Annotated in this window: 15 protein-coding genes; 14 read left to right on the top strand and 1 reads right to left on the bottom strand. The window is 72.1% G+C overall.

All coding sequences use genetic code 11. The features are described from left to right. Positions 1–52: 52 nt before the first annotated feature. The 9 genes from ACH4KB_RS19340 (at position 53) to ACH4KB_RS19300 (ending at position 15,279) form a co-directional block, all read left to right on the top strand. Positions 53–835 (top strand): TIGR03936 family radical SAM-associated protein, encoded by a 783-nt coding sequence (locus ACH4KB_RS19340; protein WP_398067094.1) that lies wholly within the window; start codon positions 53–55, stop codon positions 833–835. Between the two features lie 228 nt (positions 836–1,063). Next, positions 1,064–5,359: an Rne/Rng family ribonuclease gene (locus ACH4KB_RS19335; RefSeq protein WP_398067093.1), complete on the top strand. Its 4,296-nt coding sequence runs from the start codon at positions 1,064–1,066 to the stop codon at positions 5,357–5,359. A 335-nt stretch (positions 5,360–5,694) separates the two neighbouring features. Next, positions 5,695–6,813, top strand: coding sequence for a DegT/DnrJ/EryC1/StrS family aminotransferase (locus ACH4KB_RS19330; RefSeq protein WP_398067092.1), 1,119 nt, complete (start codon positions 5,695–5,697; stop codon positions 6,811–6,813). Continuing rightward, positions 6,810–7,835, top strand: coding sequence for a Gfo/Idh/MocA family protein (locus ACH4KB_RS19325; RefSeq protein WP_398067091.1), 1,026 nt, complete (start codon positions 6,810–6,812; stop codon positions 7,833–7,835). Before ACH4KB_RS19330 ends, ACH4KB_RS19325 begins: the two co-directional genes overlap by 4 nt. Next, positions 7,832–9,445: a glycosyltransferase family 2 protein gene (locus tag ACH4KB_RS19320; RefSeq protein ID WP_398067090.1), complete on the top strand. Its 1,614-nt coding sequence runs from the start codon at positions 7,832–7,834 to the stop codon at positions 9,443–9,445. Before ACH4KB_RS19325 ends, ACH4KB_RS19320 begins: the two co-directional genes overlap by 4 nt. Before the next feature lie 4 nt (positions 9,446–9,449). Then, a complete protein-coding gene (locus tag ACH4KB_RS19315; protein WP_398067089.1) occupies positions 9,450–10,736 on the top strand; it encodes a nucleotide sugar dehydrogenase in 1,287 nt (428 codons plus the stop codon). A 2-nt stretch (positions 10,737–10,738) separates the two neighbouring features. Continuing rightward, the gene (gene galE, locus ACH4KB_RS19310; protein ID WP_398067088.1) at positions 10,739–11,719 is read left to right on the top strand and encodes a UDP-glucose 4-epimerase GalE; all 981 of its coding nucleotides are present in this window, start codon (positions 10,739–10,741) and stop codon (positions 11,717–11,719) included. A gap of 72 nt (positions 11,720–11,791) precedes the next feature. Beyond that, a complete protein-coding gene (locus tag ACH4KB_RS19305; RefSeq protein WP_398067087.1) occupies positions 11,792–13,171 on the top strand; it encodes a glycosyltransferase in 1,380 nt (459 codons plus the stop codon). After that, positions 13,168–15,279, top strand: coding sequence for a glycosyltransferase (locus tag ACH4KB_RS19300; RefSeq protein ID WP_398067086.1), 2,112 nt, complete (start codon positions 13,168–13,170; stop codon positions 15,277–15,279). Before ACH4KB_RS19305 ends, ACH4KB_RS19300 begins: the two co-directional genes overlap by 4 nt. Before the next feature lie 104 nt (positions 15,280–15,383). Here the strand turns inward: ACH4KB_RS19300 and ACH4KB_RS19295 are convergent, their stop codons facing one another. Further along, positions 15,384–15,980, bottom strand: a complete 597-nt coding sequence (locus tag ACH4KB_RS19295) for an acyltransferase (RefSeq protein WP_398067085.1) — start codon at positions 15,978–15,980, stop codon at positions 15,384–15,386. Between the two features lie 302 nt (positions 15,981–16,282). Here ACH4KB_RS19295 and rplU point away from each other — a divergent pair, with 302 nt between their 5' ends. The 5 genes from rplU (at position 16,283) to ACH4KB_RS19270 (ending at position 22,633) form a co-directional block, all read left to right on the top strand. After that, positions 16,283–16,603, top strand: a complete 321-nt coding sequence (gene rplU, locus ACH4KB_RS19290; RefSeq protein WP_003969204.1) for a 50S ribosomal protein L21 — start codon at positions 16,283–16,285, stop codon at positions 16,601–16,603. Positions 16,604–16,617: 14 nt separating this feature from the next. Next, positions 16,618–16,875 carry a 50S ribosomal protein L27 gene (gene rpmA, locus ACH4KB_RS19285; protein ID WP_026291105.1) on the top strand — a complete coding sequence of 86 codons (258 nt, stop codon included), beginning with the start codon at positions 16,618–16,620 and terminating at the stop codon, positions 16,873–16,875. Positions 16,876–17,020: 145 nt separating this feature from the next. After that, positions 17,021–18,457 (top strand): GTPase ObgE, encoded by a 1,437-nt coding sequence (obgE, locus tag ACH4KB_RS19280; protein WP_398067084.1) that lies wholly within the window; start codon positions 17,021–17,023, stop codon positions 18,455–18,457. A 345-nt stretch (positions 18,458–18,802) separates the two neighbouring features. Beyond that, entirely contained in the window at positions 18,803–20,302 is a 1,500-nt protein-coding gene (locus ACH4KB_RS19275; protein ID WP_398067083.1) for an SDR family NAD(P)-dependent oxidoreductase, read from the top strand. 225 nt (positions 20,303–20,527) lie between these two features. After that, a complete protein-coding gene (locus ACH4KB_RS19270) occupies positions 20,528–22,633 on the top strand; it encodes a hypothetical protein (RefSeq protein ID WP_398067082.1) in 2,106 nt (701 codons plus the stop codon). Positions 22,634–22,657 lie beyond the last annotated feature (24 nt).

The raw sequence follows: 22,657 nt of genomic DNA, 5'->3' as shown, positions 1-22,657 counted from the left end.
AGAAGAACCACTGGGCAAGCGACAGCCCGAAGGCCCGCCGCCCGCACCGGCAGTGCAGCGCATCCGCCTGCGCTACACCAAGCGCGGCCGCCTCCGGTTCACCAGCCACCGAGACTTCCAGCGGGCCTTCGAGCGGGCACTGCGCCGCTCCGAGGTGCCGATGGCGTACTCCGCGGGCTTCACCCCCCACCCCAAGGTCTCCTACGCCAATGCCGCACCCACCGGCACGGGCAGTGAGGCGGAGTTCCTGGAGATCGCCCTCACCGAGGCGCGGGACCCCGAGGTCCTGCGCGGACTGCTCGACGCGTCGATGCCGGACGGCCTCGACATCATCGACGCGGTGGAGGCCCGCACCTCGGGCCTGGCCGAGCGGCTCACCGCGTCCGTCTGGGAGATGCGCCTGGACGGCGTCGACCCCGAGGACGCCCGAACCGCCGTGGCCGCGTTCAACGACGCCGGGGCCGTGGAGGTCCAGCGCAAGGCGAAGAACGGCATCCGGACGTTCGACGCCCGTGGAGCCGTCGCCGACCTGCGGGTCGTCGACGCTCCGGCCGATAGGCCGGCCGAGCGGCCCTGTGCGATACTGCGGCTGGTTGTTCGGCACGTGACACCTGCCGTGCGACCCGACGACGTCCTGTCCGGTCTCCGAGCTGTGGCCGACCTGGCGCCGCCGGTCCCCGCAGCGGTGACCAGGCTGGCGCAGGGGCTCTTCGACGAGGAGTCCGGCACGGTGACCGACCCTCTCGCGCCTGACCGCGAGGCCGCCCCGACCGCGCATCCCGCGGTCGCCGGGGCAGCCGTCGCGACGGCGCCGGAAGGTGCAGGTTCCGCGTAAGGCGGTCGTCGTAGCGCAGCCCTCCGACTCGGGAGCCACCTGGGTCGGGCCGCGCACTGACCCATAAGACTTTCGCCAGGCCGTAGGCACACCGCATACGGAACCGGCGAGCCAGACATCAGTTCCCGTGCGGCGCCCGCGCCCCGGACGGCGGTATCGCACCACTGCGGCCCCTGCCGGACCGGAATCAGACGCGGCGCCCGGGAGCACGACGGGAGAACCGCCCGCATGCCTCAGCCGAACGAACCCGGCACGACCGGGAACAACGAAGAGAACACCCCCGGCGACAAGCTGCCGCCGCGCCGCAGGCGCCGCGCCGCTTCCCGCCCGGCGGGCCCGCCCGGCGCTGCCGTGACCCCCGCCGAGGACGTCACGCCGGCCATACCGGCCGACGTGTCCGCCGCCCCCGCCGCGGACGACACGCCCGGGGAAACGGTCGCCGAGACCGCCCCGCCCGCCCGTACGCGCCGCCGCGCCGTGCGGAAGGCCACCGCGCCCGCCGGAGCCCCGGAGCCGGTGGAGAGCACCGAGCCCGCCCCGGTCGCCGAGGCCCCCGCGCCGGCCGCCGCCGAGGAGGAGTCCGCCGCGCCCGCGCCGCGCGCCCGCCGCCGCGCGGTCCGCAAGGCGACCGCCCCGGCCGGTGCGCCGGAGGCCGCCGAGACCGTGGACCCGGTCGTCGAGACCCCGGTAGAGCCCGCCGAGGAGGCCGAGCCCGAGGAAGAGGCCGAGGCCGTCGTCGAGGTCGTCGAGGAGCCCCCGGCGCCCCGCCGCCGTCGCGCCTCCCGCAAGGCCACCGCCCCCGCGGGCGCCCCGGCCGCTGCCGAGGCCGCCGTCGTGGTCGAGCCCGCCGCTGCCGAGCCCGCCGTCGTGGTCGAGCCCGCCGCTGCCGTCGTCGAGCCGGAGCCCGCCGAGGCCCCTCGCGGCCGTGCCCGCCGCCGCGCTTCGGCCCCCGCCGGTACGCCGGGAGCCACCGCGCCCGTCGCGGAGACGGTGACCGAGCCGGCGCCCGTCGCCGAGGCCCCCGTCGCCGAGGCGGAGGCCGTCGAGGAGACGCCGGCCCCGCGCACCCGCCGCCGCGCTTCCCGCAAGGCGTCCGCGCCCGCCGGTACGCCGCAGCCGGCCGCCGAGCCCGTCGAGACCCCCGCCGAGCCCGTCGAGGCCGGCGAGAGCCTGCCCGCCGCCGTCGCCGAGGAGCTCGCCGCCGAGGTGGAGGAGGTCGAGGAGGCCGCCCCGCGCGGACGCCAGCGCCGCCGGGCCACCGCCGCCGCCGGCCGCCCCGAGTTCACCACCAAGGCCGAGGAGCCGACGCGCAAGGGCCGGCGCGCGACGCGCCCCGCCGTCGCCGTCTTCCAGGCCCCGGTCTTCGCCGAGCCGATGTTCCAGACCCCCGAGACCGCGGCCGCCGCCGCGGCCGCGGCGGGTTCCCCCTCGGCGCCCGACGAGGCCGACCAGGTCGAGGAGCAGCAGACCGCCGAGGTCGAGCAGAGCGCCCCGCCCGCCGAGGCCGCGCCGCAGGGCGGCTCGCGCCGCCGTCGTCGCCGCCGTGGCGAGGCCGACGTGACCGAGCAGGCCGCCGAGCCCGCCGCTCCCGTGGAGGCGCCCGCCGAGCAGTCCGCCGACGAGGCCCCCGAGGCCGAGGCGGACGAGCACGAGGGCGAGGACACCGACGAGTACGGCGACCGCCCCTCGCGCCGTCGCCGTCGTGGCGGCCGTCGCCGCCGCCGTGGCGAGGCCAACGACACGGACGACGAGCAGCAGCCCGCCGAGGAGGACGCGCCCGCGCCGTCCCGCGCCGCGGAGCCCCGCTCCGAGGACGAGCAGGACCGGGGCCGCAGCCAGGTCCCGGACGCCGACGAGCAGGACGAGGACGATGACTCCTCGGCCTCCGGATCGAGCAGCAGCCGCCGTCGCCGGCGTCGCCGTCGCCGCAGCGGTGACGCCGCCGCCGAGGCCGACCACGGCATCGCCGACGACCCGGAGCGTACGGTCGTCAAGGTCCGCGAGCCCCGCAAGAAGGAGGAGCGCGAGCCGGGCACCGGTTTCGACGAGGTCCAGTCCATCAAGGGCTCGACCCGTATGGAGGCCAAGAAGCAGCGCCGCCGCGAGGGCCGCGAGCAGGGCCGCCGCCGGGTCCCGATCATCACCGAGGCGGAGTTCCTCGCCCGCCGCGAGGCCGTCGAGCGCGTGATGGTCGTCCGCCAGAGCGGCGAGCGCACCCAGATCGGCGTCCTCGAGGACAACGTGCTCGTCGAGCACTACGTCAACAAGGAGCAGGCCACCAGCTACGTCGGCAACGTCTACCTGGGCAAGGTCCAGAACGTGCTGCCGTCCATGGAGGCCGCCTTCGTCGACATCGGCAAGGGCCGCAACGCCGTCCTGTACGCAGGTGAGGTCAACTTCGAGGCGCTCGGCATGGCCCACGGGCCGCGCCGCATCGAGACCGCGCTCAAGTCCGGTCAGTCGGTCCTGGTCCAGGTGACCAAGGACCCGATCGGCCACAAGGGCGCGCGTCTGACGAGCCAGGTCTCGCTGCCCGGCCGCTACCTCGTCTACGTGCCCGAGGGCTCGATGACCGGGATCAGCCGCAAGCTGCCCGACACCGAGCGCTCCCGCCTCAAGACCATCCTCAAGAAGATCGTCCCCGAGGACGCGGGCGTCATCGTGCGCACCGCCGCCGAGGGCGCGAGCGAGGACGAGCTGCGCCGCGACGTCGAGCGGCTCCAGGGGCAGTGGGAGGACATCCAGAGGAAGGCGAAGGGCACCAGCGGCTCCAACGCGCCGACGCTGCTCTACGGCGAGCCGGACATGACCGTCCGGGTCGTCCGCGACATCTTCAACGAGGACTTCTCCAAGGTCATCGTCAGCGGCGACGAGGCGTGGGAGACCATCCACGGTTACGTCGCGCACGTCGCGCCCGACCTCACCGAGCGGCTCTCCCGCTGGACCTCCGAGGTCGACGTCTTCGCGACGTACCGCATCGACGAGCAGCTGATGAAGGCGCTGGACCGCAAGGTCTACCTGCCCAGCGGCGGTTCGCTGGTGATCGACAAGACCGAGGCGATGATCGTCGTCGACGTCAACACCGGCAAGTTCACCGGCCAGGGCGGCAACCTGGAGGAAACCGTCACCAGGAACAACCTGGAGGCGGCCGAGGAGATCGTGCGTCAGCTGCGGCTGCGCGACCTCGGCGGCATCGTCGTCGTCGACTTCATCGACATGGTGCTGGAGTCCAACCGGGACCTGGTGCTGCGGCGGCTCCTGGAGTGCCTGGGCCGCGACCGCACCAAGCACCAGGTCGCCGAGGTCACCTCGCTGGGCCTGGTCCAGATGACCCGCAAGCGGGTGGGCCAGGGTCTGCTGGAGTCCTTCTCCGAGACCTGCGTCCACTGCAACGGTCGCGGCGTCATCGTCCACATGGAGCAGCCGACGTCCGTCGGCGGCGGTGGCGGCGGCAAGAAGTCCAAGAAGCGTGGCCGCGGCGGTGCGGGCCAGGACCACGAGCACGGCCTGGACCACGAGCACGGTCACGACGAGCACGCGGCCGAGCCCGCCGAGACCGAGGCCGAGCTGGCCGCGGAGGTCGCCGCCCCGGTGGCCGTCGAGCCCGAGGTCACCGCCGACGAGGAGTTCTACAGCAGCCCCGCCGAGGCGGAGGCCGCCGCCACGCGTGGCCGTGGCCGCCGTCGGGCCTCCCGCAAGGCGTCGGCCCCGGCCGGCGCCCCGAGGGCCGAGGCCGCCGCCCCGGCCGTCGAGGCCCCCGTCGTCGAGGCCCGGCCCGAGCCGGTTCCCGACACGCCCGCCGAGACCCCGGCCGCCGAGGCCGCCGCTGTGGAGGCCCCGGAGACCGCCGGGGTCCCCGAGGCTCCGGTCGAGGCCGCGCCCCAGGGGCGCCCGCGCCGTCGGGCCACCCGTAAGGCAACGGCCCCGGCGGGTTCGCCGAAGCAGGCCGAGGCCGCGGAGCCGGTCCGGCCGGCCGAGCCCACCACGGACCCGGTCGCGGTCGAGGACCCGGTCGTCGAGGCGCCCGCCGTCGAGACGCCGGCCCCCGAGGCCCTGGCCCCCGAGGCTCCGGAGGAGAAGGTCCCCGAGGCCGAGACCCCCGTGGCCGCCCCGCCGCGCGCCCGGCGCCGGGTGACCCGCAAGGTCACCGCACCGGCGGGCTCGCCCACCGGGTCGGACGACGCGGAGGTCGTCGTGGTCGCTTCGGCGCCCGAGGCGAAGGCCCCGGAATCCGAGGACCTCGGCGCCACTCAGGGAGCCGCGGAATCCGGAACGGCGGAATCCGAATCAGGGTCCGCGGAGCCGGCCCCGGCGAAGAAGACGGCCCGCAAGGCCGCGGCCAAGAAGGCCCCGGCGAAGAAGGCGGCCGCCAAGAAGACCGTCGCGAAGAAGACCGCCGCCAAGAAGACGACGGCCAAGACGGCCGCGAAGAAGACGACGAAGAAGACCGTCGCCGCTGAGCAGTCGTCGCCGTCCGTAACGGCTTCCGCGCCTTCCGCGGAGGGCGAGTCGTCGGCCGGCTGATGAATCCGTAACCGGTTGTTCATCTCCAGGTGTCCCGCTCCGAGTGCATCGGGGCGGGACACCTGCTTTGTTTCACAACTGATGCAGGGCCCGGTTAACGAGCCCGAAATGGGCCAAGAAATCCCTGATAATGTGACGACGGTTGCCATGCGTGTGAGCGTTCTAGACGGGAACTACGGTTGGTGACAAGGCCCGGCGAAGGTACCGTTCGGGCCGGATTCCTCGGCAGGGCGTCGGCATCGCGCCGGTGGGGTTACGCGCGACCTCGGTAAGACGTCCCGCACCTCGGAGCTCTGCCTGGTAACGAGCTCTTGCGGTGTTCAAGGAGGACGTTCATGACGAGCATCAACGAGCAGCCGATTCCTGCTGCCCGCCCGGTCATCGGGGAAGACGAGATCGAGGCCGCGGTACGCGTGCTGCGCAGCGGTCGCGTCGTGCAGGGTCCGGAGGTCGCGGCCTTCGAGGAGGGCTTCTCCCGTCTGGTCGACGACCGGCACTGCGTCGCCGTCAACTCGGGGACCTCGGCCCTCCACCTGCTGCTGCTGGCCCTGGGCATCGGCCCCGGCGACGAGGTGATCGTTCCCTCCTTCTCCTTCGCCGCCTCCGCGAACGCGGTCCGCCTCGTCGGCGCCGACGTGGTGTTCGCCGACATCGAGCCGGGCAGCTTCGGCCTCGACCCGGCGGCGGTCGAAGCCGCGATCACGCCGCGCACCGCCGCGATCATGCCGGTGCACCTCTACGGCCACCCCGCCGCGATGGACAAGCTCATGCCCATCGCCGACAAGCACAAGCTCGCCGTCGTCGAGGACGCCTGCCAGGCCCACGCCGCGGCGCTCAACGGCACCCCCGTCGGCGCGTTCGGCGCGGGCGGCACCTTCAGCTTCTACCCGACCAAGAACATGCACTCCCTCGAAGGCGGCATGGTCACCACGGCCGACGCCGAACTGGCCCGTACCCTGCGCCTCCTGCGCAACCAGGGCATGGAGCAGCGGTACGCCAACGAGATCGTCGGCGCCAACATGCGGATGACCGACGTGTCCGCCGCCGTCGGCCGCGTACAGCTCGGCAAGGTGGAGGCATGGACCGAGCAGCGCCGCGCCAACGCCGCGTACCTCGACGCCCACATCACCGCCCCGGCCGTCACCACGCCGCCGGTGGCCGAGGGCGCCCGGCACGTCTACCACCAGTACACCGTGCGGATCAGCGGTGACCGGGACGCCGCGATGGCCAAGCTCACCGAGGCGGGCATCGGCAACGCGGTCTACTACCCGACGCCGATCCACCGGCTCAAGCCCTACTGGGAGCCGGACCAGAAGGCCGGCCGCACCTGGGAGCTGCCCGAGACCGAGCGGGCCGCCGCCGAGGTCGTCTCGCTGCCCGTCCACCCCTCGCTCACCGAGGGCGACCTGGAGCGGATCGCCGCCGCGGTGAACTCCCTGGGGGAGAACCTGTGAGCACCGTACTGAAGGCCGGACTCATCGGTCTCGGCTCCATGGGCCGCCACCACGCCCGCGTCCTCGCGAGCCTGGAGGGCGTCGAGCTGGTCGGCGTCGTCGACCCGATGGGCGACAAGAACGGCTGGGCCCAGGGCGCCCCCGTCCTCGCCACCGTCGAGGAGCTCATCGCCCTCGGCATCGACTACGCCGTCGTGGCCTGCCCGACCGCGCTGCACGAGGAGGTCGGCCTCCAGCTCGCCGACGCCGGTGTCAGCGCCCTGATCGAGAAGCCGCTCGCCGACACCGTCGAGGGCGCCCGCCGCCTCGTCGACGCGTTCGAGTCGCGCGGCCTGGTGGCCGGCGTCGGCCACATCGAGCGGTGCAACCCGGCGCTCCTCTCGCTTCGCGCCCGCCTGGAGGCCGGCGAGCTGGGCGACGTCTACCAGGTGGTCACGCGCCGCCAGGGCCCCTTCCCCCACCGGATCGCCGACGTCGGCGTGGTCAAGGACCTGGCCACCCATGACATCGACCTGACGGGCTGGGTCACCGGCCGGCCGTACACCTCGATCGCCGCCCACACCGTCTCCAAGTCCGGCCGCCCGCACGAGGACATGGTCTCCGCCGTGGGCCAGCTGTCCGACGGCACGATGGTCAACCACCTGGTCAACTGGCTGAGCCCGCTCAAGGAACGCTTCACCTCGGTCACCGGCGAGCGCGGCTGCTTCATCGCCGACACCCTCACCGCCGACCTCACCTTCCACTCCAACGCCGCGGTCACCACCGAGTGGGAGGCGCTGCGCGCCTTCCGCGGGGTCTCCGAGGGCGACATGATCCGCTACGCCATCCCCAAGCGCGAGCCGCTGCTCGTCGAGCACGAGCTGTTCCGCGACGCCGTACAGGGCAAGCCGGCCGACATCTGCACCCTGCGCCAGGGGCTCCGTACGGTCGAGGTGGCCGCCTCCGTGCTGGAGTCCGCCGCCGGCGGCACCACGGTGCTGATCCCGGCGGGCCGGGACCAGGAGGAGGGGCCCAGAAGGTGACCACACCCGATGTCACGGTGGTCGTGGCCGTCTACAACACGATGCCCTACCTCACCGAGTGCCTCGACTCGCTGGTGGGCCAGAGCATCGGTCACGAGCGGCTCCAGGTCGTGGCGGTGGACGACGGTTCGACCGACGACAGCGGAAAGGAACTCGACCGCTACGCGCAGCGGTACCCGGACGTCTTCACCGTCGTCCACCAGCCCAACTCGGGCGGCCCGGCCGCTCCGAGCAACCGCGCCCTCGACCTGGCGACCGGTCGCTTCGTGTACTTCATCGGCTCGGACGACCACCTCGGCGAAGAGGCGCTGGAGCGGATGGTCGCCTGCGCCGACGCCAACGAGTCCGACGTGGTCGTCGGCAAGATGGTCGGCACGAACGGGCGTTACGTCCACCAGAAGCTGTACACGGGCAACCGCGACGTCACCCTCGACGACTCCGCGCTGCCCTTCACCCTGGCCAACACCAAGCTCTTCCGCCGGGAACTGGTCGAGAAGCACGGGCTCCGCTTCCCCGAGGACATGCCGGTCGGCAGCGACCAGCCGTTCACCATCGAGGCGTGCGTCCGGGCCCGGAAGATCTCCGTGATCTCCGACTACACCTGCTACTACGCGGTCAAGCGCGGTGACGCGAGCAACATCACCTACCGGGCGAACCACCTGGCCCGGCTCCGCTGCGTCCAGCGGATCATGGAGCACACGGCCGCCCTGATCCCCGCCGGCCCGCGGCGTGACGCCGTGTTCAAGCGGCATTTCGACTGGGAGCTGACCAAGCTCCTGCAGAAGGACTTCCCCACGCTCGACGCCGACACCCGTCGCCAGGTGTGCGAAGGCGTCGGCGCCCTGGTGGACGCCTACTTCACCGACGGCCTGCGCGACGGCACCGGGGTCAAGCGCCGGGTGCGCTTCGGCCTCGCCCGGGGCGGCGCCGTCGACGAGCTCACCCGCGCCATCGCGGACGAGACCGAGCACGGAGCACCGCCCTTCCTGCTGGAGGGCGACCGGGCCTTCGCCACCTACCCCGGGTTCCGCGACGCGGCCGTCGGCCTCGACGAGCGGTACTACGAGGTGCTCGGCGAGTCGGTGGCCGGCCGCCTCTCCGCCGGCACGCGCCTGGAGTCGGCCGACTGGGAGCAGGAGGGCACGGACTTCGCCTGCGTCCTGCGGCTGCGCGCCGGCATCACCGGCGACACCTCCTCGGCCGTCGTCGCCCTCGCCCAGGGCGCCATGCCCCAGAGCGCGGACAAGTCCGGCGCGCGCAAGCTGCCCGCGGACGCCCCGCGCCCGGAGCGCGTCGGCACGCTCACCGCCGAAGCGGCGAAGGACGGCGGCACCCTGCTGACCACCCGTATCCCGCTGGCGCTCACCCGCACCAAGAGGGGCGCCCGCCTCTACGTGGACGTGGCGGGCACCCCGTACGAGATCCCGGTCCGCACCGAAGGGCAGCCGATGCCGCTGGCCCGCCGCTGGGGGAGCACCGACCCCCACCGGGTGGCGGCGAACACCAACACCAAGGGCCGGCTCGTGATCACGACGGCCCCCCTGCGGGAACCGAAGCCCGGCGTGGGCGCACGGCTGCGCCGCACGCTGTCCAGGTCGAAGAGGAAGTAACCCGATGAATATCTGTGTAGTCGCGCTCGGCAAGATCGGACTTCCGCTCGCCGTGCAGTTCGCCGCCAAGGGCCACAAGGTCATCGGCGCGGACGTCAACGAGAAGGTCGTCGAACTCGTCAACGCGGCCACCGAGCCGTTCCCCGGTGAGCACGACCTCGACCGCCTGCTCAAGGAGACCGTCGGCGCCGGCCTGCTCTCCGCCACGACGGACACCACGGCGGCGGTCGCCGCTTCCGACGCCGTCGTGGTCGTCGTCCCGCTCTTCGTGGACGCCGAGGGCACCCCCGACTTCGGCTGGATGGACTCCGCCACCAAGGCCATCGCGGCGGGCCTGAAGCCCGGCACCCTGGTCAGCTACGAGACCACGCTGCCGGTCGGCACCACCCGTACCCGCTGGGCGCCGATGCTGGCCGAGGGCTCGGGCCTGACCCCCGGCGAGGACTTTCACCTGGTCTTCTCCCCGGAGCGGGTGCTCACCGGCCGGGTCTTCGCCGACCTGCGCCGCTACCCCAAGCTCGTCGGCGGCATCGACGAGGCGTCCGCCGAGCGCGGCGTCGCCTTCTACGAGGCCGTCCTCGACTTCGACGAGCGCGAGGACCTGCCCCGCCCCAACGGCGTCTGGGACCTCGGCACGGCGGAGGCCTCCGAGCTGGCGAAGCTCGCCGAGACCACCTACCGCGACGTCAACATCGGCCTGGCCAACCAGTTCGCCCGGTTCGCCGACCAGAACGACATCGACGTCAAGAAGGTCATCGAGGCCTGCAACAGCCAGCCCTACAGCCACATCCACCAGCCCGGCATCGCCGTCGGCGGCCACTGCATCCCGATCTACCCGCGGATGTACCTGTGGAACGACCCGGAGGCGACCGTCGTGCGCTCGGCCCGCGAGGCCAACGCCGCGATGCCCGCGTACGCCGTCGACCTGCTGGCCGCCGCCTACGGCGACCTGGACGGCGCCGGGGTCCTGGTGCTGGGCGCGGCCTACCGCGGCGGCGTCAAGGAGACCGCCTTCTCCGGCGTCTTCGGCGTCGTCGAGGCCCTCAAGGCGCGGGGTGCGGTGCCGTTCGTCTCGGACCCGATGTACACCCCCGAGGAGCTGACCGCCCTCGGCCTCGTCCCGTACGACGCCCACCAGGCCGTCACCGCCGCGATCCTCCAGGCCGACCACGCCGAGTACCGCGAGCTGTCCGCCGCCGACCTCCCGGACGTCCGCGTCCTGGTCGACGGCCGCCGCACCACGGACCCGGCGAACTGGGCCGGCGTGCGCCGCGTCGTCATCGGCGGCTGACGATGACCTGGCTGATCACCGGCGGGGCCGGCTACATCGGATCCCACGTCGTCGCGCAGCTGGCGGGCGAGGAGCGCCTCGTCGTCCTCGACGACCTGAGCACCGGGCGCGCGGACCGCCTTCCCGAAGGCGTCCCGCTCGTCGTGGGCTCGGTCCTGGACCGGGAACTGCTCGACCGGGTGCTGGCCGACCACGCGGTGACCGGCATCGTGCACATCGCGGGCAAGAAGCAGGTGGCGGAGTCCGTCGAACGACCGCTGTACTACTACCGCGAGAACGTCGACGGCCTGCGCACCCTGCTGGAGGCGGCGGCCGCGGCCGGTGTCCGCCGCTTCCTGTTCTCCTCGTCGGCGGCGGTCTACGGCATGCCCGACGTCGACCTGGTCACCGAGGACACCCCGTGCCTGCCGCTCAGCCCGTACGGCGAGACCAAGCTGGCGGGCGAGTGGCTGGTGGCCGCGGCCGGCCGGGCGCACTCCATGGCCACGGCCTCCCTGCGCTACTTCAACGTGGCCGGGGCCGCATCGGCGGAACTGGCCGACGAGGGCGTCTTCAACCTGGTCCCGATGGTCTTCGAACGCCTGGAGGCAGACGAGGCCCCCCGGATCTTCGGCGACGACTACCCGACCCCGGACGGCACCTGCGTCCGTGACTACGTCCATGTGGAGGACATCGCCTCCGCACACGTCGCCGCGGCCCGCCGGCTGGCCCACGACCCGTCCGCCGAACTGGTCCTGAACATCGGCCGGGGCGAGGGAGCCTCCGTCGCCGAGATGGTCGGCATCATCCTCGACGTCACCGGCCGCACCGGTCCGCCCCCGGTCACCGGGGCCCGCCGCCCCGGAGACCCGGCGCGGGTGGTCGCCTCCGTGGACCGCATCACCGCGGAGCTGGACTGGTCGGCCCGGCACGGCATACGCACCATGGTCGAGTCGGCCTGGGCGGGGTGGCGCCTGCGGCACGAGCCACGGGCTTCGGAATGAGGCACCGCGCCCCGGGCCGGCCCGGACACCGGGCGTCACGAAGAACGACCACCGAAACCCAGCAGAACAGGAATGACTGAAGTGCCAGGCATGGACGAGCGCAGCGGACCGCGTCCGCATCTGCTGTACTTCGCGATCGGGTTCCCCCCCGCCGCGAAGAGTTCCGCCTTCCGGATGCGGGAGACCGCGAACCAGTTCGCCGCCGCGGGCTGGGACGTCACCGTCGTCACGATCGCGGAGGAGTCCTGGCTCCGCGACTCCGGCGTGGACCACACGCTCTCGGAGTCCGTCGACGAGCGGATCAGGATCGTGGAGCTGCCGCTGTCCCGCGCTGACCTGGAGACGGACATCCGGCTGTACTCCGAGGAACGGGCGCTGGACCCGGTCAAGTGGCTGAGCGGCTTCCGCGACGAAGCGCTCAAGAGCTTCCCCGAACCGGTGTTCGGCGGCTGGCGGGGCGCCCTGGAGACGGCCGCGCTGGAGCTCTACCGGGAGCGGCCCGCCGACCTCGTCCTCGCCAGCTGCGTCCCGTACGTCCAGCTCGCCGCCGTCCGCAGGCTCTGGGAGGAGCACCGGGCCCCGTACGCGGTCGACTTCCGCGACGGCTGGTCCCTGGACGTCATCGACGGCGTGGAGGCCTTCCCGAAGGACTCCGAGGCCGGCCGCTGGGAGTCGGACCTGCTGGAGCACGCCCTGTCGCTCTGGGTGGTCAACGACCAGATCGCCGACTTCTACCGCGCCCGCTACCCCGAGCACACGGAGCGCATCCACGTGGTGCGCAACGGCTACGACCGGGACAGCGTGCCGGAGGTCGAGCTCCGCCCCTCCGCCGGGCGGAACCTCGTCTTCGGCCACCTGGGCACGGTCAGTTTCTCCGTCCAGCTGCTGGAGTCGGTCCTCGCCGCCTGGCGCACCGCCCGGGAGCGTGAGCCGCTGCTCGCGGACGCCCGGTTCGAGGTGCGCGGGCACATCGGCGCGGGCTCCAACCGCGAGGCCAACCGGCACGTCGAGGTCCTGCGCGCGGCGGCCGACGACGGCGTCGTGGTGGGCGGTGCGGTACCGAAGGCCGAGGTCGCCGATGTGTACGGCGCCTGGGACGCCCTCGTGCTCGTCATCATCGGCGGGCCGTTCATGACCTCCGGCAAGGTCTACGAGTACATGGCCACCGGACTGCCGATCGTCTCCATGCACGCCGCCGACCACGACGCGTCGCGGCTGCTGGACGGCCGCCCGCTCTGGACCGGCCCCCGAGGGCTGGACGAGGAGCGGCTCGCGGACGCGTTCTGCGAGGCGGCCCGGATGGTCGTGGAGGCCACCCCCGCGCAACGCGCGGCCGCCCGTGACCACGGCACCGGCTACGCCCGTGATTCCCTGATGGCGAGCGCCGTGGAGGGCCTGACCGCTCTGGTGCTCGGCCAGAAGCCCGCACTTTCCGGAGGTTCCGGGTCATGACCGACGTACTGATGATCGCGGGTTCGACTCCCAAGGCGACCGTTGTGGCGGCGGCGGTGGACAAGTTCCGGCAGCTCGGGGCCCGCGTCCACCTCGTCGGCAACTTCAAGGCCGCAGACATCGACGCCGACCTGGGCTGGGCCACCGTGCGCAAGGTGCCCGCCGGAGGCCCGGCGAGCAAGCACATGCAGCGCAAGACGGACGCGATGCGCTTCCCCGAGCGGCTCTGGTTCCACCTGGAGCGCGACCGGACGGCCCAGGCGGCAGTCCGCTCCGCCGACCTGGTCGTGGCTCTCGACCACCGCGCGGTGTACAGCGCGTGGCGCATCTCGCAGTTCAGGCGGCAGCCCGAGGTGTGCTTCGGGCTCGCCGCGGGGCTGCGTGCCCTGGAGAAGCGGCTGGAGACGGGCGCCGCACAGCCCGAGCACGTCCCCGGCCCCCTCACGGTGGCCACCGACGGGCTGCGCCGCCGCGTGCGGACCCTCCCGGCCGCTCTGCTGCGCAACGCCACCGGACCGCTCGCCCTGCGGAGCCGCGTCGGCGCCCGCGCCTGGCGTGCCGCGGTCTCGGCGCCGGGTGTCCCGGACGCGCTGCGGATGACGGCCACCGAGCAGGTCATCGAGGGCATGTGGCTGGCCGGACGCCAGTCCGGTGCGCTCGTCACCGCCCGTGCGGCCGCCGAGAAGCTCGTCGATCCGGCCATAAAGGCCCAGCTGCTGGACAACGTGGCGTCGAGGGTCATCAGGAACGGCCGGACGCCCGCCAACCTCACCGAAGCGGTCACGGCCTATCTGGACCTGGCCGACCGGCGCCACGCGGCCGGTGACCTGACCGCTGCCGCCGACGCCTGGCTGCACGCCACGAAGCTGGCCTTCCACCGCGTCGTCCACATCGACCAGGTCAAGAGTCCCCTGGCCGCGGATCCGGCCGAGTTCATCGCCCCGTTCCGGAAGTCGACGGCCGCCTCCGCCGTGGTCCGGCCGAAGGGCCGGCTGACCCCGGCCGCGGCCCCGCCCCGGGACCGGCCGCTGCGGCTGCTCGTCGCGACGACCTCCAATGCGAACTTCCTGCACCTGATCCGCTCGTACTACGAGGCCAACCCCGACGTCGAGCTGCGCTTCCTCGACATGGCGGAGCACCCGGGCATGAAGCGGCTCAACGGCGCCGCGCAGCGTCACATAGAGCACCGTCTGGGCGGGGAGCCGCTCTTCGCCCACGGCGTCGAGCAGCAGCTGCGGCCCTATCTGGACTGGGCCGACACCGTGTTCGTGGACTGGTGTGTGGCTCCGGCCGCTCTGTTCACCGTGGTCGACCCCGGCGACACCCGGATCGTCGTCCGGCTCCACAGCTACGAGGCGTTCACCCGCTGGCCGCACATGATGGACTTCTCGCGCGTCGACGACGTGGTGTTCGTCGCCGATCACATCCGTGATCTGTCGGTGGCGTCGATCCCCGGTCTGGCCGGCGAGCACGCCCCCCGTACGCACGTGATCGACAACGGCATGGACCTCGCCAACTTCCGGCGTACGAAGGACCCGGCCACCCGCTTCAACCTCGGGCTCGTCGGCATCGGCCAGGTGGCGAAGGACCCGCTGTGGGCCCTGAAGGTCCTCAAGCAGCTCCGGGAACGGGACGAGCGGTACCGCCTGTTCCTGATCGGCGGGGACATGGGCCGCCCCAGCAACGCGGCCAAGGCGTACGCCCGCAAGCTGGAGAAGGCGCTCAGGCCGCTCGTGGCGTCGGGCGCCGTCGTACGGGTCGGCGCCACCGACGACGTGCCCGGGGCGCTGGAGGACGTAGGCGTCATCCTCAGTACGTCGGTACGCGAGGGCTGCCACGTGGGCCTCATGGAGGGTGCGGCCAGCGGAGCGGTCCCGGTGGTCCGCGACTGGCCGTTCTTCGCGGGCCGTGAGAACGGGGCGGGAACCCTCTACCCGGCCGAGTGGATCGTGGGGACCCCCGAGGCCGCGGTCGAGCGGGTGCTGTCGCTCACGGAGTCCGACGAGAGCTGGCGCAACGCCGGGAAGCTGGCCACCGAGCACGCGCTGACCACGTGGGACTGGCCGGTCGTCCGGCTCGACTTCGACCGGTTGCTGTTCGACCGCTGAGCCGGGACGTACGAGGGCCGGGAATCGTGGAGAAACGATTCCCGGCCCTCGCCGTCAGCGCGTCGGCGGGCGAGGAACTCCGCCCGCCGACGCGACCTGCCCGCTCAGCGCTCCGCGAGCACCCCGTCCTTCTCCTCGTACAGCGCTCCGCTCTGCGGGCACTCCCACACCCCCGGCTCGCCCTCGCGCGCCACCAGGCGGACCCCACTGCGGCCGACCCAGCCGATCCGGCGGGCGGGCACGCCGACGACCAGGGCGAAGTCCGGGACGTCCTTGGTGACCACGGCGCCGGCCGCGACCATCGACCACCGGCCGACACGGACCGGCGCGACACAGACCGAGCGGGCGCCGAGCGAAGCGCCCTCGGCGACCTTCACGCCGACCGCCTCCCAGTCGCCGCCGCGCTTCTGCTTGCCGTCCGGGTCGACCGAGCGCGGGTTGTGGTCGTTGGTGAGGACGACGGCGGGGCCGACGAAGACGCCGTCGCCGAGCTCGGCGGGCTCGTACACGAGGGCGTAGTTCTGCAGCTTCACGTTGTTGCCGATGCGCACCCCGGTGCCGACATACGCGCCGCGGCCGACGACGCAGCCCTCGCCGAGCCTGGCTCCCTCACGGATCTGCGCCAGCTCCCAGACGCTGCTGCCCGCTCCGATCTCGGCGGTCTCGTCGACCTGGGCGGTGGGCTGGACCCTGTAGTTCACGGCATGCCTTTCGGAGAGCTGGTGAGCCCCGAAAGCATAAGGCGGGCGGTGCGCGGCCTCCCCGGCCGGAGGCCCGCCTCCGGCCCCCCGGCCCGGTTTGACCCCCACACCCCCGCCCCGTAACCTTGCCCTTCGGTGTGTTTCCTTTAACGCGCCTACCCCTGAGCACATCCCTCCCGGTAACGGTCGGTGTTCGCGCCGTCCGCCAGGAGAGGCCGCTCATCCTTCCGGATCGTCCCGGGCCCCGGCCCGTGCGAGCGGCTGGCATCAGGGGATCCGTTCCGAGCGAGAGAGAGATCCGCGTGTACGCCATCGTGCGCAGCGGTGGTCGCCAGCACAAGGTAGCTGTCGGCGACATCGTTGAGGTTGACAAGATTTCCACTGCCAAGGTTGGCGACACGGTCGAGCTCTCGACCCTGCTCGTTGTCGACGGTGACGCGGTCACCAGCGACCCGTGGGTGCTGGACGGCATCAAGGTCACGGCCGAGATCGTGGACCACCACAAGGGCGCGAAGATCGACATCCTTCGCTACAAGAACAAGACCGGCTACCGCCGTCGCCAGGGTCACCGCCAGCAGTACACGGCGATCAAGGTCACCGGTATCCCCGCGGCTGCGAAGTAAGGGACTGAGAACACATGGCACACAAGAAGGGCGCATCTTCCACTCGGAACGGGCGCGATTCCAATGCTCAGCGGCTCGGCGTGAAGCGCTTCGGCGGTCAGGCCGTCAACGCCGGTGAGATCCTGGTCCGCCAGCGCGGCACCCACTTCCACCCGGGCACGGGCGTCGGCCGTGGCGGCGACGACACGCTGTTCGCGCTGGCCGCCGGTGCGGTGGAGTTCGGTACGCACCGTGGCCGCAAGGTCGTGAACATCGTTCCGCTCGCCGTCTGATCCTTCTCAGCGCGCGCAGAACGACACACAGCACCTTCCGAGGGCGGATCTCAGCTTTCCCGGCGAACGGGGAAGCGGGTCCGCCCTCGGCGTGTTACGACAGAGACAATCCCGTATTTTTCCGCTTTACCTGGAGGCACCAACCATGACCACCTTCGTGGACCGCGTCGAGCTGCATGCCGCCGCGGGTAACGGAGGCCACGGCTGCGCCTCCGTCCACCGTGAGAAGTTCAAGCCGCTGGGAGGCCCCGACGGGGGCAACGGCGGACGCGGCGGCGATGTGATCCTCGTCGTCGAGCAGTCCGTGACCACGCTGCTGGACTACCACCACAGCCCCCACCGCAAGGCCACCAACGGCCAGCCCGGCGCCGGCGACAACCGCTCCGGCAAGGACGGCCAGGACATGGTCCTGCCCGTCCCCGACGGCACGGTGGTCCTCGACAAGGCCGGGAACGTGCTCGCCGACCTCGTCGGCCAGGGCACCACCTTCGTGGCCGGTCAGGGCGGCCGCGGCGGCCTCGGCAACGCGGCGCTGGCCTCGGCCCGCCGCAAGGCCCCGGGCTTCGCGCTGCTCGGCGAGCCGGGGGAGAGCCGGGACATCGTCCTGGAGCTCAAGACCGTCGCCGACGTGGCCCTCGTGGGCTACCCGAGCGCGGGCAAGTCCTCGCTGATCTCGGTGCTCTCCGCGGCCAAGCCGAAGATCGCGGACTACCCGTTCACCACCCTCGTGCCGAACCTCGGCGTCGTCACCGCCGGCTCGACCGTCTACACCATCGCGGACGTCCCCGGGCTCATCCCCGGCGCCAGCCAGGGCAAGGGCCTCGGCCTGGAGTTCCTGCGGCACGTCGAGCGCTGCTCGGTGCTCGTGCACGTCCTGGACACCGCGACCCTGGAGTCCGACCGCGACCCCGTCTCCGACCTCGACATGATCGAGGAGGAGCTGCGGCTCTACGGCGGACTGGAGAACCGGCCCCGCATCGTCGCCCTGAACAAGGTCGACATCCCGGACGGCCAGGACCTCGCCGACATGATCCGCCCGGACCTGGAGGCCCGCGGCTACCGCGTCTTCGAGGTCTCCGCGATCGCGCACAAGGGTCTCAAGGAGCTCTCCTTCGCGCTCGCCGGGATCATCGCCGAGGCGCGTGCCATCAAGCCGAAGGAGGAGGCGACCCGCATCGTCATCCGCCCCAGGGCCGTCGACGACGCGGGCTTCACGGTCACCGCCGAGGGTGAGGACCTCTACCGGGTGCGCGGCGAGAAGCCCGAGCGCTGGGTGCGCCAGACCGACTTCAACAACGACGAGGCCGTCGGCTACCTCGCCGACCGCCTCAACCGCCTCGGCGTCGAGGCCGCCCTGATGAAGGCGGGCGCCCGGGCCGGCGACGGCGTCGCGATCGGCCCCGAGGAGAACGCGGTCGTCTTCGACTGGGAGCCGACCGTGACCGCGGGCGCCGAGATGCTCGGCCGCCGCGGCGAGGACCACCGCCTGGAGGAGCCGCGCCCCGCCGCGCAGCGTCGCCGGGACCGTGACTCCGAGCGTGACGACGCGGAGAAGGAATACGACGAGTTCGACCCCTTCTAAAGACGAGTCCGACCCCTTCTGAAGAGGGTCCGGCCGGGGGGCTCCCTCCGGTCGTGGCCGACGGCCCGTCTCTCCGGAGGCGGGCCGTCCGGTAGCCTCGGGCCGGGCGCCGGTGGTTTTCCGCCGGCCACGCCGGGTGCACGGGCCGCGGGGATGTGCGGATTGAGCAACACATCTGTGGGGTCGGTCACCCCGTGCGCCCGCCCCGAAGCGCCCAACCTCCCTGGCCAGAGGGTGAACTGCGGGCATCCGCAGGACGATCGGCGGACGACGTCCACCTTGCGAGACGGTCACGGAGAGTGCGAACATCACACTGTTCCCCCGTCATAGCAAGGTAGGTCGTCTGTGTCTGTGCCGCATGAAGCCAAGCCCCGGACCACAGCGGTCGTGCTCGCCGGTGGGACCGGCCAGCGCGTGGGCCTGTCGATCCCCAAGCAGCTGCTGAAGATCGCCGGCAAGGCCGTCATCGAGCACACGCTGACCATCTTCGAGAGCGCCGAGGGCATCGACGACGTCATCGTGCTGATGGCGCCCGGTTTCGTGCCCGAGGTCGAGAAGATCGTCGCGAAGGCCGGACTGACCAAGGTCTCCCGGATCATCGAGGGCGGCAACACCCGCAACGAGACCACCGAGCGTGCCATCGCGGCCCTCGGCGAGGGGCTCGCCGAGGGCGAGGACCGCAACGTCCTCTTCCATGACGCGGTACGCCCCCTGCTGTCACAGCGTGTGATCACGGACTGTGTCGCCGCGCTGGACCGCTACCAGGCCGTCGACGTCGCCATCCCGTCCGCGGACACGATCATCGTGACCCGCACGCACGGTGGGGACGGCGAGTTCATCACCGAGGTGCCGGACCGCTCCCGGCTGCGCCGGGGCCAGACGCCGCAGGCCTTCAAGCTCTCCACGATCCGCAGGGCGTACGAGGTCGCGGCGGGCGACCCCAACTTCCAGGCGACCGACGACTGTTCCGTGGTCCTCAAGTACCTCCCCGACGTGCCGATCTACGTGGTCGCGGGCGACGAGTACAACATGAAGGTGACCCAGCCGGTCGACGTCTTCATCACCGACAAGCTCTTCCAGCTGGCCTCCACCGCCGCCCCCCGCCAGGCCGACGAGGCCGCCTACCGGGAGCTCCTCACGGGCAAGACCCTCGTCGTCTTCGGCGGTTCGTACGGCATCGGCGCCGACATCGCCTCCCTCGCGGAGAGCTACGGCGCGAAGGTCTACGCGCTGGGCCGCTCCACCACCGGTACGCACGTGGAGAACCCGGAGCATGTGGACGACGCGCTCTCCAAGGCGTATGCCGAGACCGGGCGGGTCGACTACGTCATCAACACCGCGGGCGTGCTGCGGATCGGCAAGCTGGCCGAGACGGACAACACGACGATCCAGGAAGCTCTGAACGTCAACTACCTGGCGCCCGTCCAGATCGCCCGCGCCTCGTACAAGTACCTGGCGGAGACCCAGGGCCAGTTGCTGCTCTACACCTCCAGCAGCTACACCCGGGGCCGCGCCGAGTACAGCCTCTACTCCTCCACCAAGGCCGCCATGGTCAACCTCACCCAGGCGCTCGCCGACGAGTGGGCGGGCGAGGGCATCCGGGTCAACTGCGTGAACCCGGAGCGCACCGCCACCCCGATGCGCACCAAGGCGTTCGGCCAGGAGCCCGAGGGCTCGCTGCTCTCCTCGGAGGCGGTGGCCCGCACCTCGCTGGACGTCCTGCTCTCGGCCCTGACCGGCCACGTCATCGACGTACGGCAGCAGGACCCGACGGCGGGAGCCGCCGAGTCCTCCGGTTTCGAGCAGGCCCTGGCGTCCGTGCTGGACCGTCAAGCAGATGTGTAATAATTCTTGACAAATGTGCTTTTCCGGGCCTCTGTTGTCGCTTTGCGCGATGACAGAGGCCCGAATGCGTGAATCCGCACCTTCACATTTCCGCCAATACGTGAATCAACCGGCACCCCCTGGAGCAGGTTCTTCGTGATCTCGACAGCCATTCGCCTGGCCCGTGTGGGCAGCAGGTCGGAACTGGCGGCAGCGTTGTTGATGGGGCTGGGATATCCCTGCGTCATGCTTGCCGCGCTCATTCCCCACATCTGGTTCTTCGCGGCGGCCGCCGCTGTCACGTATGCCACCGACTGGTACCTGCACCAGAAGGGGAGCTATCTGGTCAACCGCCTGGGCAAGGTGCGCGCCGGGCTGTCGATCCGCTTCCTGCTGCGGCAGCTCATGGTCATCCTGCTGCTGGCCCGGCTGGATCTCGCCGAGTCGCCGCTGTTCTACTCGGCGGTGGCCTGTTTCCTGCTCTTCTACGGGCTCCAGGCGCCGCACGGCGCCCTGACGACCCTGATCCGGCTCCGCCGCACCATGCCGGTGGTCACCCGCAACGTGGACCTGCACGCGGTCCGCATCCCCGACGCCCCGCCCGGCGCGCTGCTGCGGCGCTCCGCCGAGAAGATGCTGCACCTCGACATCCCGGCCGTGGCGGGCATCCTGATCGCCGCCGACACCGGTGAGAACGTCATCGGCTACGCGGGCATCGGCCTGACGCTGCTGCTGGCCCTGCTCTACCTCGCGCTGCTGTTCCCGTACATGCGCCGGGGCCGGCTGGCGCCTCCGGCCACGGCCGTGCTCAAGGCCGTCGACAACTGGCTGCGCGACTACCAGCCGACCGTGGTGCTCTACTTCTCCGGCTCCAACGAGTCCGCCTACCAGGGCAACATGTGGCTGGAGACCATGGCCCGGGTGGAGGGCCGGCCGCTGATCATCATGCGCGAGCGCGGTCTGGTCCCGCAGCTGTCCGAGACCTCCGTCCCGGTCATCTGCGTCCCCGCCGGCACGCACCTGATGAACCTGGACCTCTCCACCGTCCGGGTCTGTCTGTATCCCGCCAACGTCGGCAAGAACATCCACATCCTGCGGGTCCCGACGATGAAGCACGTCTTCATCGGGCACGGCGACAGCGACAAGCTCGCCAGCGTCAACCCGTACTCCAAGGTCTACGACGAGGTCTGGACCGCGGGCCGGGCCGGCCGCGACCGCTACGCGCTGGCCGACGTCGGCGTCCTCGACCAGGACATCGTCGAGGTCGGCCGTCCGCAGCTGGAGCCCATCAGGAGCTGGACGGGCACCGTCAAGAACCCCGTCCCGACCGTGCTGTACGCGCCCACCTGGGAGGGCTGGGACGACAACCCGGGCAACACCTCCCTGCTGCTGGCGGGCGAGAACATCGTGCGCCGGCTGCTGAACGCCGCCGACCCGGTCCGGATCATCTACAAACCGCACCCCTTCACCGGTATCCGCAGCGGCAAGGCCAAGGCCGTCAACGCCCGGATCCGGGCGATGCTGGAGAAGGCCGCCGCCGAGCGCGCCGCCGAGCCCCGCTGGGCGAAGGAGGCGTCGTCCGCCGCCGCCGGGCAGAGCGCCGCCAAGGCAGAGCTCACCCGGATCGAGGCGCGGCTCGCGCAGCTGTCGGCCCCCGGCCACTCCGGCGGCGACGAAGCGGAGGAGTCGCGGATCTCCCTCGCCGACCCCGCCCGCGAGGCGGAGACGGCCCGGCTGCGGGCCGAGTGGAACGACGCCTACTGGCGCTCCTTCGGCTGGTGGGAGCACCGTACGGTGACCGGCGCACAGCCCAAGCTGTACGACTGCTTCAACGAGTCCGACGCCATGGTTTCGGACATCTCCAGTGTGGTCTCCGACTTCATCGCGAGCGGCAAGCCGTACGCCGTCACCGACTCCGCCGCGCTCGGAGCCGAGGAGTTCAAGCGGCAGAACACCGCGGTGCGCGCCGCGGTCATCCTGTCCAACGGCGCCGAGGAGCTCGACGCGCTGCTGGCCGCGGTGGCCGACCCGGCGGCGGACACGCTGGCGGACGCCCGCCGCGAGCTGAAGACCTACCTCCTGGGGCCGGACGAGCCGACCTCCATGGAGCAGTTCAACGCCGCCGTCTCGACGCTGGCCGCCAAGGCCGAGGCCCGCAACCTGGGCGTCGCCCAGCGGCTCGGCGACCAGTCCGTGGCGGTGCCGGACGCCGAGTCCGACACCAGCGGCGTCGGGGCCGACGATCCGCAGGCGGTGGCCGAGGCCGACGCCACGGCGGACCCGGACGCACCGGAGGCCGAGGCGGCGGAGGCTCGGGCGGCCCTCGCCGAGGGGCCCTCGTCCGTGCGCTGAGCGCCGTACGGCCGAGCACCGCAC

Origin of the sequence: Streptomyces sp. NPDC017520, assembly GCF_044329855.1 — a bacterium.
Lineage (GTDB): Bacteria > Actinomycetota > Actinomycetes > Streptomycetales > Streptomycetaceae > Streptomyces.
The sequence above is the reverse complement of the archived record's forward strand: the minus strand, read 5'-3'. Positions and strand labels throughout refer to the sequence as shown.